Origin of the sequence: Candidatus Magnetaquicoccus inordinatus (assembly GCF_004217665.1) — a bacterium.
Lineage (GTDB): Bacteria > Pseudomonadota > Magnetococcia > Magnetococcales > Magnetaquicoccaceae > Magnetaquicoccus > Magnetaquicoccus inordinatus.
The window spans coordinates 1-14362 of sequence record NZ_RXIU01000078.1 but is presented as its reverse complement, the minus strand read 5'-3'; the positions used below and the strand labels follow the sequence as shown (position 1 = coordinate 14362).

Here is a 14362-nt window from a genome sequence, read left to right as displayed (position 1 = left end):
GCAAAAGATTAAAAGCAAAATCCCAGGGATTCCATCCCTGGACCCGGCCAGGGAGGTGCCCTCCCTGGACCCGCAGTTGTTTTGGGTAGTGAATAGTTACAAAGATTAAAAGCAAAATCCCAGGGATTCCATCCCTGGACCCCCAATTGTTTTTGGTGCTGAATAGTTATGCTATTTTTCTGATTATTGCGACGGGCTGGCATAACCTAATGCCAGCCCGTTTTGCTTGGTGGCGGAGTCAGTGATGAACTATCTGTTTTTTGCCCTTGTCTTGTTGGGTTTTCTCTCTACGGCTTGGCAGCAGTGGCATTGGTTGCCCCAGGGGGATGGTTTGGCACCCATGCAGTTGTTGAGCAAAGCGATGATGGATGCCGCCAGTGCCTCGGTGAGCCTGGCCATCGGTTTGATCGGCAGCATGGCGCTCTTTTTGGGTTTGATGAAGGTGGCAGAGCGCGGTGGCTTGTTGACCATTCTGGCCCGCTTGATCCGACCGCTGATGGTGCGCCTTTTTCCCGATGTGCCCGCCGAACATCCGGCCATGGGGGCGATGATTCTCAATCTGGCAGCCAATGCTTTGGGCTTGGGCAACGCCGCTACCCCCTTCGGTATTCGCGCCATGCACGAGCTGAATCGTCTCAATCCTCTGCCAGGAACAGCAACCAATGCCATGGCGCTGTTTGTGGCCCTCAATACCGCCAGTATCACCTTGGTGCCCAGCAGCGTGATTGCAGTACGTGCGGCGTTGGGGTCGCGTGAGCCGGCGGCCATCTTGTCTACTACCCTGTTTGCGACGCTGTGCGCCACTTTGGTTGCCGTGCCTGCCGCCCGTTTGTTGCAGCGCTGGGTCACAGCCTTGCCCGAAACAAAACAGAGTGTTGCCTCAGCCACTACAGAGCCTGTGCCTGAACAGGCGGCAGCACTGTTGCCGGAGATTGATGCGGGCTATCCGCCCTGGGTCTCCCGCTTGGCTCTCTTGGCTCTGTTGGCTTTTGTGCCGGTGACCATTCTCTACGGCAAGCAGTTTTCTGTATGGGTTTTGCCGGGGTTGGTCATTGGTTTTTTGGGATTTGGTTTGTGGCGTGGCGTGCGTGTGTATGAGGTGTTTGTTGAGGGCGCCAAGGAGGGGTTTGAGACGGCGGTACGCATTATTCCCTATTTGGTGGCTATTTTGGTGGCGGTGGCCATGTTTCGCAGCAGTGGGGCGATGAATGGCTTGGTGATGGTGCTGGCACCGTTGACTACCCCATTGGGTCTGCCCGCCGAAGCCCTGCCGATGGCCCTGTTGCGTCCCTTTTCCGGTTCCGGGGCCTATGGTCTGATGACCGCCATTATGCAGGATCCGGCCATAGGTCCAGACAGCTATATCGGCATGCTGGTCAGTACCATCCAAGGCTCGACAGAGACCACCTTCTATGTCCTGGCTGTCTATATGGGTGCGGTACAGGTACAGCGCTTGCGTCATACCTTGGCGGCAGCATTGCTTGCCGATCTGGCTGGCCTGGCGGCGGCTGTGTGGATTTGTGCCTTTTTGTTCGGGGAGCGCTGATGGATCTGTTGGTGGGGGAGCCCTGGCCTTCTGCCGCCGCTTTGCAACAGGAGTGGCTGCATAATCTGGCACGTCGCCAGGAGGTGCGGCAAGCCCTCCTGCTGCAACAACAAATGGGCTTGTTGACGGCAGAGGTGCCCGAGAGTTTTTATCAATTGTTGACCTTGCACCCTTGGCAATGGTGGCGGCGTCGGCGGGCTGGTCGCCATTATGCGTCGCTGCATCTCTTTGTCTGGCAGCAGGCTTTACAAGAGACGCAACCCCTCTATGCGGCAGGATTATTGCGCCTGTTACGGCACTCCTTGCTGCAGAGCGACAGAGCAGGAGCAAAAATGGTGGCGCGCTTGGAGCGCCATCTCGCCCTCTATGCCTGGTTAAGCGACAACATCCGAGAAGAGGGTTTTTTACGCATTGCCCAATATGTCTTGCAAGATATATTTGGTGATATACGCAAACAGCCTATGCGGTTACCAACGGCAGTACAATTGGCCGATTATTTGGACCACTATTTTGAGAGCGAGTATCGTCATTTGCAGGCGCTGGAGATTATTCGTTAGTCATTTTTTGTTACATTATGATAATATACGAAATTATTGAATATATTGTAATCTGTCTCGTCGTGGACCTTGCGTGCGGGCAAAGGAAATTTTACAGTGATTGATTCCGTTTTAGGGTGGTAAAAGAAATTGATTGAGCGGAGGCGAGGGGAATGGCCTTATTTATCCGATTAAAATTAAGAACAAAATTTTTGATCATGCTCTTGGTCCCTTTGTGGGGACTGATTTGGTTTGGTGGCTGGCGCATTTGGGATGGCTATAATACCCAGATACGCATGACACAAGTGCGTGAAATTGCTGAATTGGCCGGGCAGGTGGGGGCCCTGGTGCATGAGGTGCAAAAAGAGCGCGGTATGAGTGTCGGTTTTGTCGGCAGCAAAGGCAGTAAATTTCGCGAGAATCTGCTGCCGCAGCGCAAAGAGGGTGATCGTCGTCTGGGTCATTTGCAGGAGCATTGGCAGAGCTTCGATAAAACGCTTTTTGACAACGAATCCCGGCAAAGCATGGAAAACGCCTTGCAGCAGTTAAAGCAGTTGGGTGGCGTGCGCCAGGATGTAGAGGGGTTGCGTGTCGAATGGCATGTGGTTTTTCAATATTATACCAACATCAACCAAACCTTGTTGCAGGCCATGGAGGGGGTTGCCAAGCTGGCGCGGGGTAAAGTCCGCTTTCTTGCCGAGGGTTTTGTGCATTTGGTGATTGGCAAGGAGCAGGCGGGTCAAGAGCGGGCGATGTTGTCGAATACTTTTGCGCGCAATGCTTTTGCGCCTGGAGTTTATCGGCAGTTGTCGGTATTGGCGGCGCGTCAGGAGGAGTCGTTGCAGCGCTTTTTGATTCTGGTTCCGGAGGAGCGGGAAAATTTGCAGCGGCGCATGCAGGAGGAGGCTTTCCAACAGGTGGTGACGATGCGGGAAAAGGCGTTGTCCACCAATGGGCAGTTGAACAGCGGCGAAAAGTTGGGTGTGGATGCAGCGGAGTGGTTTCAGACCTCGACCAGGCGTATTGATCTGTTGCGGGCGAGTGAAGAGCGGGTCAGTGAGCTGCTGATGCAGCGTGCTGAGGCCATGGCCCGCGAGGCGCAGATCGATTTTTGGCTTTATTTATCCATGACGTTGTTGATGACGTTAGGTGCATCCTGGTTGGGGGTGGTGATCTCACGCGAGGTGTTGGGACAGGTGGGAGGTGAGCCCTCGTCGGTGATGAGCATGGTGCAGGAGGTGGCGCAGGGCAATCTGTTGGTGGGTAGCCAAAAGGATGTGGGCGGGGGGATTTATGGTGCCATGGTGGGGATGGCGCGCGATTTGGCAGCGTTGATGCGAGGTATTGCCCGTGAGGGTGGCACCTTGTTGGCGGTGGTGGAGACCTCGACGGCAATCAAGGAGCGTTTAAGCAGTGATGCCAAGGGGATTCGCGATGCGGTCAATCAGGTGGCTGATGCCAACAATCGGGTGGATGAACGGATTACCGCGATGCGCGATGGCCTGCAACAGGTGGGGCAGGCTTTGGAGGAGATTCGTCAACGCGGGGAGCAGTTGTCCAATAATATGGGGACCATTGCTGCAGCCACTGATGAAACCTCGAACAATGTGGTGACGGTTGCCTCGGCGGCCACGGAGATGACCGCTCTGATTGAGGGGGTAAACCGCAATTTGGGGCAGATGCGTGATGCGGTGCAGGAAGTATCGGATAACATGCAGCAGATGTTGCAGTCCCAGGAGAATGTGCGTCATTGCAGCGAGGATGCCCGGCGGGAGTCGGAGCGGGCGGGCAAGCAGGCTTTGGGTACCCGTGAGGTGTTAAAGCAGTTGGCGCATGCCACCAGAGAGATTGGCAAGGTGATCACGGTAATTCGCAGCATTGCCGATCAGACCAATTTGCTGGCTTTGAATGCCTCCATTGAGGCGGCAGGGGCGGGGGCTGCTGGCAAGGGGTTTGCGGTAGTTGCCAACGAGGTGAAGGCGTTGGCGCGGCAATCTTCGGAGGCAACCCGTTTGATTCAGCAGCGGGTGGAGGAGATTCAGAGAAGCTCTGGGGCGGTGGAAACGGTAGTCAGCGAGGTGGTGACCATTATCGATGGGGTGTCGCGTTTGAACGATGAGATTCTGACTGCGGTGCAAGGTCAGGATGATTTGGTGCGCAATATCTCTTCGGCGATGGCTGGGGTGTCAGGTGCAGCCCAGGAGGTGACGCGCAGTGCTGATGAGATGGAGTTGGCGGCACAAGAGGTGGCCCGTTCCACCAATGAGGTCTCTTCAGGCAGTGTAGAGATTGCCCGGTCGGTATCGGAGGTGGCTCGTTCTGCGCAGGAGACGGAGCGGGCGATTCGTTTTGCCAACCAGGGGGCACTCTCGGTGCGCGATTTGGGAGAGAAGCTCTATCAGGAGACGGTACGGGTCAAGCAGTTGGGTGAAGAGTCTTTGATGTTGGTCAATTTAATGGATGACTCGGTGCACATGGATGGGCAGATGAATGGCATGGTCATGGAGGCATGTCGGGCTTTGGAGAGGGCTCGTTCCGGTTTGACGATTGAAGAGGCGGCATTTGATCTGGCCAAGGTGAAAAAGGCCCATTTGGATTGGTTGTTCCGTTTGCATCAGATTATTGGCGGACGCATGGTGATGAAGCCTGAGGAGGTGACCAGTGGGCGGGATTGTGCGTTGGGCAAATGGTATTATTCGGAGGGCGAACGGCGTTTTGCCCATCTGCCGGTATTTGCCGAGCTGGGGCGTATTCATTTACAGGTGCATGATACGGCCCGTGAGGTAGTCACTTTGGTGCAGAACAAAAAGCAGGAGGAGGCGCTCAAGCGACTCACTGAGTTTGATCGTTTGCGTGCCGAGCTGTTTCAGTTGTTGGATCAGTTGTTCATGTCCTGATTATTCACCACTCAAAGCAATTGCGGGTCCAGGGAGGGCACCTCCCTGGCCGGGTCCAGGGATGGAATCCCTGGGATTTTGCTTTTAATTTTTTGCCTTTGGCGCGCTTTTCACAACAAGCCGACGCGCTTTTTGCGTCGGCGCAGCGCGCCTAATGGAAGCAAGCTGTGCGGATTGGCGCGCTTTTTTTGCGCCAATGCACACAGCATCCCCATGGGGGTAGACTGGCGAGCCAGCACACACCTGCACAGCTTCTTGCAATTTATGTTTAATTGTTTATGGAGCAGGGGTCAAGGTGCAGCCGGGTTTCAGAGAGGTGAGCGTTTGTTGCCGGACTGCGTGTGCATTGTTGTTTAGGTAAGTTAGCTATTTCATTTAGTTTGTTTTGAGTCAGCAGTAGCGTTCTTCGGCATTGGGTTCGATGGGGAAGAGGGTTTCTGCATCTTGTCGATCGGCTTCTGCCCAGGCATGGACAGTTTCCCACAGGCGGGCGGTTGCGATGCGCATGTTGCCCATTTCTGTGCGTCCTTCCAGGTGGCGTATGCACCAGGCGACGATCCAGGCGGCCAAAAACTCGGCGGAGCTATAGGGTAGTTCCGGGACGCTTTCTTCGAGGACGAAGTGGTCGAGGTAGCGGTCGATCAATTCGTTATTGATGATTTGTTCCAGGCGTCCGAAGTCTACGACGAAGCCGGATTGTGGGTTATTGGGGTGGATTTTTTGCACGTTGCCTTGAAAAGTGAGTTCCAGGCGGTAGGAGTGTCCGTGCATGCGTTGGCAGCGGCCGTCGTGGAAGGCGAGGCGGTGGGCGGCTTCAAATTTGAATTGGCGGCAGATTTTCATGTATTGCTTTTCCGATTCATTTGTTTATTTTATTTATTTGTCTATTTATCTATCTGTTTAATCAGTAAAATTATTAAGGAGGTCCAGGAGGGGATAATCCCCTCCTGGTGGGTGCAGGGCAAAGCCCTGCATATCTGGCGCGCTTTATCCGAAGCAGATTTGCGTAGCAAATCTGCGCAGCGCGCCTTAATTTGTGCCCCGGAGGGGCACGCCTTGGGAGGGCGGACGCCCGACATGCACAGTTTGGCATGCAGGCAACGCTGCGGAAAGGTAAGGAGTAGAGGATGGAAGCGCGATGCCGTGTGTCAGCGAGCTCTCTGTGTGCTGCCCATCCAGAAGGGAATAGGGAGTAGGAAAACAGAGCAGAGGTCGCAACAAGCTTGCCCCTTATGGGGATGATGAGCCCATAGGCGAAAAAAACCGCGCCAAAAGCAAAAAATCAAGTAACTATTCAGCTTTGTTCTGGCTTGCCAACTCTACCCCCATGGGGATGCTGTGCGGATTGGCGCAAAAATGCGTGCCATTCCGCACAGCTTGCTCCCATTAGGCGCTTAAGCCGACGCAAAAAGCGTGTCGGCCAGTTGTGCAAAGCGCGCCAAAAGCAAAAAACCGTACCCCAGAGGCTTTGCCTCTGGACTCCACCAGGGAGGTGCCCTCCCTGGACCCGCAATTATTTTGGGTGTGAATAGTTACAATCCATCAATCAAAACGGCATCTTGGGACGACTCACCCGCTTGTTTCCTTTGCCACTCTCTAACGGTTTGACATCCACCATGGCCGCCAAACGTAACCCTAAATCTGCACGTTTGTTACTATAACGCTCAAAACCACGATTGGCGCAACGCAACGCATCAGGAGCATCCTTCCAACCACCACCACGAATCACCGAAAAGGAGGAGTCACTGACAAATAACGGATCATTGGCCTCATGCTGACTGTAACTGCCCTGCTCATAGCTGTCCTTCACCCACTCCCAAACATTGCCGCTCATGTCATACAAACCGAAACGATTGGGATTGCGTGTGCCAGTCATTTGCGTAGTGCGATTGCTGTTGCCACGATACCATGCCAACTGATCCGCCTGCGCATAACCAGGCAAAGTCACCTTTTCACCACCATTGCGACAGGCATATTCCCACTGCGCCTCTGTCGGTAAAGAGAGGGTTACGATGCCCTGTAAATTGCTGTTTAATTTGGTTAGATACTCCTCTATATCCATGCGCGAAACCCCTTCCACCGGAAATGCCTCATCCTTTTGCCCAAGCACCTCATGGTGCAACTGCGAAGGATTGTGCAACATTACCCGTTGCCACTGCTGCTGGGTTACCTCACGCTCACCTAACCAAAATCCCGATAAACAGACTTGATGAATCGGTTCTTCATCGGCATCCCGTCCTTCGGCATTGGGTGGCGAACCCATTTTGAAACAGCCTCCTGGGATCCAGATAAAGGTGATGCCACTCAAGGGTTCCCGCCACGGTTTGCCAGGCTGCACATCTACTGGCGCCAACTGCGACTTGACCGTTGTGGATAGCTCATCCCACTCTTTGATCATAAAGGCCCCTGCCGAAGAGACCCAACCAAACAACAGAGCAAATAGAGCGAAGCTGCTCCATCCAGCAGCTCTGCGGCGCATAGGCGCAGATGATGTGTATCGCAACACCTATCTCTCTCCCTTGCTTTTGCTCAGGCGCATCTTGAGCGGTTTGGATAGAAATACATCACTGTTGGGTAGCTGTTTTTGTACATACTGAAAGGCCTCAGTCAAATCTACCCAGCCATCAGCAACCTGATCCTGACCATCCGCTTCACCCAATAATCCTTTGAGCAGAAAATAGGTCAAACTGCCCTGTCGTCCAGGAGAATAGAGTGTGGCCGGCTGACGCAAGGAGGCCAATAACCAAGAAGCACGCCCCTGGAAAAATTCCGCAGCCTCTTTTTTTTCAGCACCCGGCTGCAGAGCTGTACCCGAGAGGGAACTATTTTTATCCGAAGCTGCAGCGGCACGACCATGCTGGGAACATGCCGCATTCTCGTTAAAACAACTATCAATAATCACAGCCGCCTGTACGTTTTTCAAACGATTGAGCGACTCCTGCAAAGAGGCTAATGAGAGAGCAGCTTGTGGGTTGATCCCTTCTGGCCGACTCTCCACCGGCAACAACAGCGCATCCGCCATGCCCTCTTCACCCGGCAAAGGTGCACCCCAACCGGCAAAATAGAACAATAAAACCGCCCCAGGATTGAGTTGACCTTGGCGAACCAACCACTGCAGATCATCGCGAATCGTGCTCAAACTCGCCTCTTGATCAATGCGCATGCGCACATGGTCCACATCGTTTTTGAAGATGCCACGCTGTACCAAGATCCGCTGCATATGGCGTGCATCGCGCTCGGCAAAATGACGCGCACGCAGATGCTGATACCGGTTGATGCCCACAATCACCGCATAGGCATCCTCACGCTTTTCCCAGGCTGCAATGGGCGGAACAGCCTGAATCGTCTCATCCAACAGAGGAGATTGATCATCCATTACCCCAGTTTTTTTCCAGATTTCGTGCGGCAGGTCGATGGGATAGGGCTGATCGGCCTCTTTGTCCAGATAGGCTCCCAGCAGACGATCCTTGGCCTCGATAAAATGGGTGTCCTGTGGGTATTCTTTGATCAACAGGTTGATGGCCTGGCGAATGGCCGGCAACTGTCCGTCATGTTCACACGGTTTGCCCTTTTGTGGCCGCAAACATTCACGAAACTTGCGCCATAAGGTCTCTACCACATATTCAGCAGCCTGGTTTTGCCACTGACTGGCACGCACACCGGTTAAACCGGATCGGGTCAGCCAATCATATGCCTCCAAATAGCGCCCCAAGCGAAACAAAGAATAAATTTTGGAGTGTGCCAAAGACCAGTTGCTGGGAAAATGTTGCAAACCTTCATTGGCCAGTTGCAAAGACTCTTTATCCTTGCCCAGCTCAAATTTGAGCCAAGCCAGATTGGCCAAAGCTTTTTCCCGATTGGCAGCCTCAGAAGCTCCTGACATCAGATTGAGGCTGTCCCATACCGCCTCTGCACGTTCGGAATTGCCCGCCATATAGTAGGCAAGACCAAGATTAAAAGCGATGCCTGGATCGCTGGAACAGAGGCTGGCCGCGTTATTCATGGCGGCAATGCCCTGATCAGCATCCCGTTCATAGATGGCAACCGCTTTAATCGCCATCTCGCGTGCCACGATACAGGGGTTGGAATATTCACCAATGGCCTGGGCTTGCCCGACAGGCAGCGCGCTCAACAGCAGCCCCAACAGGCAAATCAAGAGCCGCCAGCCGCCAGAAAGGCGGCAAGTGGTATGCACAGTGTGCGTCAGAGCTTTCACGATTGAACCTGTGGTGCCAGTTGGCCGGCAGCATAACGTTTGGCCATCTCTTCCAGAGCAAGCGGACGAATCAATCCCGCCTTGCCCGCCGTGGCAAACTGCTCAAAACGCTCCTTGCAGATGCGATAGGCCGCATCCTCTGCCGGACGCAGATATTTGCGTGGGTCAAAGTTTTTGGCGTTTTTGGCAAAATGTTGACGAATGGCCGCGGTCATGGCCAAACGCAAATCGGTATCTATATTGATTTTACGCACCCCATGACGAATGCCGGTAATCAGCTCTTCCACCGGTACTCCATAAGTCTCCGGAATGGCGCCGCCAAATTCGTTGATAATCGCCAACAGCTCTTGCGGTACTGAAGAGGAGCCGTGCATCACCAAATGGGTGTTGGGAATACGTTCATGAATCTCTTTGATGCGGTCGATGGCCAGGATATCGCCAGTCGGTTTGCGGCTGAATTTATAGGCGCCATGCGATGTGCCAATGGCTATCGCCAAAGCATCCACCTGGGTGGCCTGCACAAAGCGGGCTGCCTCCTCTGGATCGGTAAGCAAACGCTCACGCTCCAGTTTGCCCTCTGCACCATGGCCATCCTCTTTGCCAGCCAAGCCACTCTCCAGGGAGCCAAGAACACCCAGTTCACCCTCTACAGAGACGCCGATGGCATGGGCAATGGTGACAACATGCGCGGTAACCTGCACATTATATTCATAATTGGCGGCTGTTTTACCATCTTCGCGCAGCGAGCCATCCATCATCACACTGGTAAAACCACTGCGGATGGCCTGGACACAAACGGCGGGAGATTGGCCATGATCCTGGTGCATGACGATAGGAATCTGGGGATAGACCTCCAGAGCTGCCAGAATCTGATGACGCAAAAAAGGCTCGCCAGCATAATCGCGCGCTCCGGCCGAGGCTTGCAAAATAACCGGACTTTCGGTATCGGCAGCGGCGCGCATAATCGCCCGCACCTGTTCCATATTATTGACGTTAAATGCAGGAATGCCGTAATCCTGCTCTGCGGCATGATCCAGCAATTGCCGCATTGATACCAATGGCATGATCAATCTCCTTGCGCATAATACCAACCCCAGCGGGATAAGCAACAACACCCCAGGCGAATTTGGACAAACTGTTTGAAATTGTCAAGAGAAATCCCTGCGCAATACCCTTCCCTGGCGCACATTCTCACCGTTTCATACTGTACTTGCCGCTAAACAAGAGGGAGTTGGTTGACGAGGGAGAGGTGTTTGAGAACTGGCACTGCTTGTGCTAGCAACGCTTGCTTGCCAAAAATGGCCAGCAGCGCCTGTCGTCGGGAGGAGCAAGCGATGCACGAAGCTACCTTGACCATGATTTTGAGCCGAGCAACCCTTCCTGAGGCTTGCTCTTCCATGTGGCAGAGTCAGAGTTGGCAGGCTAGCCGTGTGCATCTGTTTTGTCTGGGCGAGGCCACACATTTGTTGCAGCATGATTTTAGCGCCTGGCCACCGGGAGAGCGGGCCTATTGCGCCCATATGCAGCAAAAACTGGCTGCCCCGGCGCCACCGTCGGCTTCGCCCTTTGTGGCAGCGGGATTGGCGACGTTGGGCCGTTTGATTCGCGACAGCGATTTGACCCTGACTCTGTCGCATCCTTGCTGGCCGGAGCTGGTGCCCGGCTGGGGTATAAAAAAAATTGCCATCGATCTTGGAGAGGAGCCATCTATGCAACTGGAAGCATTGCGTCTGGCAACCGGATTGGCCGGTTGTAATCATCATATCACCGTTCATTCGCCCCATGAGCCAATACAACTGCGTGCCTTGTTGCCGGAAGCGGGTGCCTTTTTTGAGGTGCTGTCGGCCATGAAAGCAGAATTTAATCAATCTTTCCCGCCACGCAAACAACAGCAAAATCTCTTGCTGCGCCTCTGACAATACAGAAAATTAAACTATTACCATATGTTGATATAGATGGAGACAACAGGTTCATATTGCATAGAGCGCTGGAATATGCTATATAATAACCATGCAACAGAGTGTATAAATTGACCAGCCCGGTTGTTGGCAACAGTGATGTTGACAGAAAAAGAGCACATACCGGGCTTTCTCAACCAAGAGATTGACAGGAGAAGCTCCATGTCCAATGCCGAAAACAATCAGACAACAACAGAAACAACACCCTTGTGCGAGGTGGCGCAGGTGGAGATCGGCGAAAGCGGTTTCAGCGTCTGCCGGGTAGATCATCCTGTGGTGGGTGAGTGTCTTTTGGAGGGTATTCAAGATTTGGGAGCCGCCATCGAGATGGTTGAGCGCCTGAATGCCGGCGAAGAGGAGTCTGTGACTGCCTGTGCCGGTGCCCATGGTGCAACGGCTCTGCCCTGCCTGAGTGCCTTGCAGGATTTGGCAGGCAAATAATATTTTTCTGCTCCTGTGTTACCTCTCTTCCTTTCCCTGGAAGAGGGTCAACCAGCGACGCAACAGTGGCTCTGCTTGGGCAAGAGTTGTCACCTGAGTCTGCAAGCCGTCACTCTGAATCATAATCGCCCCTTGTTGATCTGTCCGCCACAGTTGCGCCGCTGCTTTTTGCCACCGTTCCACCACCTGTGGATGCGGATGGTGGTAACTGTTAAATCGTCCGGCACTGAAAACCACATGTTGCGCTTGACTCGCCTGCACAAATGCCGGTGAACTGGAGCTTTTGCTGCCATGATGCGGGGCCAGCAAAAGGGTGAGTGGGCGTATCTGCTGTTGGGCAAGCAGCCACTTTTCCGTGCGTGTGGTGGCATCTCCTGGTACCAGAAAGCGTGCTTTTTGATAGCTGATCTCCACCACCAAAGAGCTGTCGTTATCGTTGCGGGCAAGCTCCCCGGTCAACGGGGGCAAAACGGCAATATCTACCCCTCCTTCCGTGACATGATAAGGCTGGTGCAGATGGCGCACCTGTACTTTCAACTCCTTGGCCCGCACCAGCAGCGAGCGATAGAGCAGATTCTCCTCCTCTGCTTGCGGAAAATCACCGACCCATAACTCCTGGACTGGAAAGTTGCGCAGCAGTTGTTCGGCACCAGCAAAATGGTCCAATTGCGGATGGCTGATGATGACGCGCTGCAGGGCGTTTGCTCCCCTGTGCCAGAGATAAGAGGAGGTGAAGGCTTCACCGGGATTAAAACGCGGGGAGAGAAAACCGCCCACATCCATAGCGCTCCAGCCGCCATTGGGTGTGTGCAGCAATACCGATTGTGCTTGTCCGACATCCAAGACCGCCAGATGCAGTTGTCCGGCAGGAGGGGTGCTGCGCGGCCAAGCCAGTAGCAGCCAGGAGAGTATAAAGAGGCTGCCAGCGGTGCGGCGCCAGCGCTGCTGCAGCAGAAGAGCGGCCGCGGCAGAAAGAGCAATCCAGAGCAGCAGGGCGGCCAAGGGTGGACCGGCGAGACGTTGCCAGGCCCCAGGCAAGCTGTTGATCCAGGTGAGAAGGAGGCGGTATGGCTCCAGAGAGAGGTTCATCCACTGCAGCAGTTGGTTGGCAGCTTGACCAGGAATCTCATGCAGCAGCATGGCCAACAAGCCCAGTGGGGTGGAGATAAAACTGACCCAAGGAACGGCAGGCAGGTTGGCCAGAAGGCTGTAGGGGGAGAAGCGATGAAAATAGTGTGCGGTCAGGGGGGTGGTGACTATGGAGGCGACCACGCTGCTCATCAGCAACAATAGCAGATGTTTGCGCCAGCCGTTGCCGCGTTCAAAAAAGGGCATGAAAAACAGTAAACCGACTACGGAGAGATAGGAGAGCTGAAATCCGGCGGTAAACAGTTGTCCTGGTTGCCAACAGAGAATCACTATCGCCGAGAGAATGAGGATACGCCAAATCTGGCGGCTGCGGCCCATGGCCAGGGCGAGCAGATAACAGATCATCATCCCGGTGGCTCGTTGGGTAGAGACCGACCAACCCGCCAGATAGGCATAGGCGATGGTGGGCAGAATGGCCAGCAACGCAGCCGGTTGTTTCATATCCCAGCGTTCGGACAGGGGAAGAATACAGATTGCCAGGCGCCGCAAGAGAAAGAGGGACCAAGCGCTCACCAATCCGACCTGCAGCCCGGAGATGGCCACCAGATGATAGGTTCCAGAGACCTGCAGCTCTTCATTCAAGGTTTCGTCGATATAGCCTGTTTTACCGACCATCAAGGCTTCGAGCAATCCGCGCTTGCTCTCTGGGAGCTGCTCGGCAAGCCAAAAAGAGAGCTGTTGTCGATAGCGGTTCCAGCTCCATTGTTTGTCGGTGCCGAGCAGTTCCACCTCTTGATAACTGGATCCCGTGCAGCTTATCCCCTGTTGTTGCAGATAGTGGCCATAATCAAATCCTCCGGGATTGTGGGCAGAATGGGCAGGTTTCAGGCGGGTGGAAAGAGCGATACGATCTCCGGGCAAGGCAGCGAGGGGTTCTGGCGGATGCAGGGTTATTTGGATGATTCCTGGAATGGGGATGGGCGCTGCCTGAGCCTGGTTTTGCAAGGTGGCCACTCCCTGTTCCAGTTGCAGTTGCAGCGAGTCGGGTCGATCCTGGCGTTCGCTGATTTGTGCTTCCAGGGTGATGGGTTGATTGATCAATGCTGCGGGCAGGGTAGGGGTAGGCCAATACTGGAGCAGCATGCTGCAGGCGCCCAAGAGCAGACCCAGAAGAGCGGCTGTTTGGTTATTGCCCTGACGATGGTAGAGCAGAGAGGCGAGGAGAGCCACTGCAAGGGCTGCCAGAGTGATCAGGGTCCACTCTGTGCTCTGTTGGGCCGAAAGCAGGGTGATGGCGGCGATCTGCCACAACAGGGCGACTGCCACTCCAGAAAGGGGAGTCTGCGGAACATCGGTGGTGGTGGCAGAGGAGAGCATGGTTGGGTGAATGCGTGACGATAAGGAATAGAGTCTAGCCGAGGTGAGAAGAGAGTAATCATTCTGCAGCAGAATGCAAAGGTGCAGTAAAAAAGAGCAGCCATTCCATGCTTTCTGTATAGCAGTAGCTTGTTGTGCGGCAAGGGTTTTGTATTACTATCTGGCACAGAAGCTTTTGTAATCAACAGCTCTCCAGATCGAACATGAGATTGAAATTATATCAACCTGAACTTTAGAGTCGCAACCATCCTGTCCAAGATCGTTTGATTCGTGGAAAGTGTGGCGTGCAAGTGAAAAATGGC

Annotated in this window: 10 protein-coding genes; 5 read left to right on the top strand and 5 right to left on the bottom strand. The window is 54.1% G+C overall.

Going from position 1 to position 14362, the window contains the following annotated elements; genetic code table 11:
- The first annotated feature begins 244 nt into the window (after nt 1-244).
- The 3 genes from EJP87_RS07595 (at nt 245) to EJP87_RS07585 (ending at nt 4979) form a co-directional block, all read left to right on the top strand.
- A complete protein-coding gene (locus EJP87_RS07595) occupies nt 245-1546 on the top strand; it encodes a nucleoside recognition domain-containing protein (RefSeq protein ID WP_130471263.1) in 1302 nt (433 codons plus the stop codon).
- Nucleotides 1546-2103, top strand: a complete 558-nt coding sequence (locus EJP87_RS07590; protein WP_130471262.1) for a hypothetical protein — start codon at nt 1546-1548, stop codon at nt 2101-2103. Before EJP87_RS07595 ends, EJP87_RS07590 begins: the two co-directional genes overlap by 1 nt.
- Nucleotides 2104-2255: 152 nt before the next feature.
- Nucleotides 2256-4979 carry a methyl-accepting chemotaxis protein gene (locus EJP87_RS07585; RefSeq protein ID WP_130471261.1) on the top strand — a complete coding sequence of 908 codons (2724 nt, stop codon included), beginning with the start codon at nt 2256-2258 and terminating at the stop codon, nt 4977-4979.
- A 390-nt stretch (nt 4980-5369) separates the two neighbouring features.
- Here the strand turns inward: EJP87_RS07585 and EJP87_RS07580 are convergent, their stop codons facing one another.
- From EJP87_RS07580 to fba, 4 genes are all read right to left on the bottom strand, one after another.
- The gene (locus EJP87_RS07580) at nt 5370-5822 is read right to left on the bottom strand and encodes a 6-pyruvoyl trahydropterin synthase family protein (protein ID WP_130471260.1); all 453 of its coding nucleotides are present in this window, start codon (nt 5820-5822) and stop codon (nt 5370-5372) included.
- A gap of 703 nt (nt 5823-6525) precedes the next feature.
- Nucleotides 6526-7485 (bottom strand): formylglycine-generating enzyme family protein, encoded by a 960-nt coding sequence (locus EJP87_RS07575; RefSeq protein WP_130471259.1) that lies wholly within the window; start codon nt 7483-7485, stop codon nt 6526-6528.
- A complete protein-coding gene (locus EJP87_RS07570) occupies nt 7486-9195 on the bottom strand; it encodes a caspase family protein (RefSeq protein ID WP_130471258.1) in 1710 nt (569 codons plus the stop codon).
- Entirely contained in the window at nt 9192-10259 is a 1068-nt protein-coding gene (gene fba, locus EJP87_RS07565) for a class II fructose-bisphosphate aldolase (RefSeq protein ID WP_130471257.1), read from the bottom strand. Before fba ends, EJP87_RS07570 begins: the two co-directional genes overlap by 4 nt.
- Nucleotides 10260-10529: 270 nt before the next feature.
- Between fba and EJP87_RS07560 the strand changes: the two genes are divergently transcribed.
- A complete protein-coding gene (locus EJP87_RS07560) occupies nt 10530-11111 on the top strand; it encodes a hypothetical protein (RefSeq protein WP_130471256.1) in 582 nt (193 codons plus the stop codon).
- A 204-nt stretch (nt 11112-11315) separates the two neighbouring features.
- Nucleotides 11316-11594, top strand: coding sequence for a hypothetical protein (locus EJP87_RS07555; RefSeq protein ID WP_130471255.1), 279 nt, complete (start codon nt 11316-11318; stop codon nt 11592-11594).
- Nucleotides 11595-11612: 18 nt separating this feature from the next.
- On the opposite strand, the gene EJP87_RS07550 is transcribed toward EJP87_RS07555, so the two are convergent.
- Complete coding sequence (locus EJP87_RS07550) at nt 11613-14060, bottom strand: DNA internalization-related competence protein ComEC/Rec2 (RefSeq protein WP_130471254.1); 2448 nt, start codon at nt 14058-14060, stop codon at nt 11613-11615.
- Nucleotides 14061-14362 lie beyond the last annotated feature (302 nt).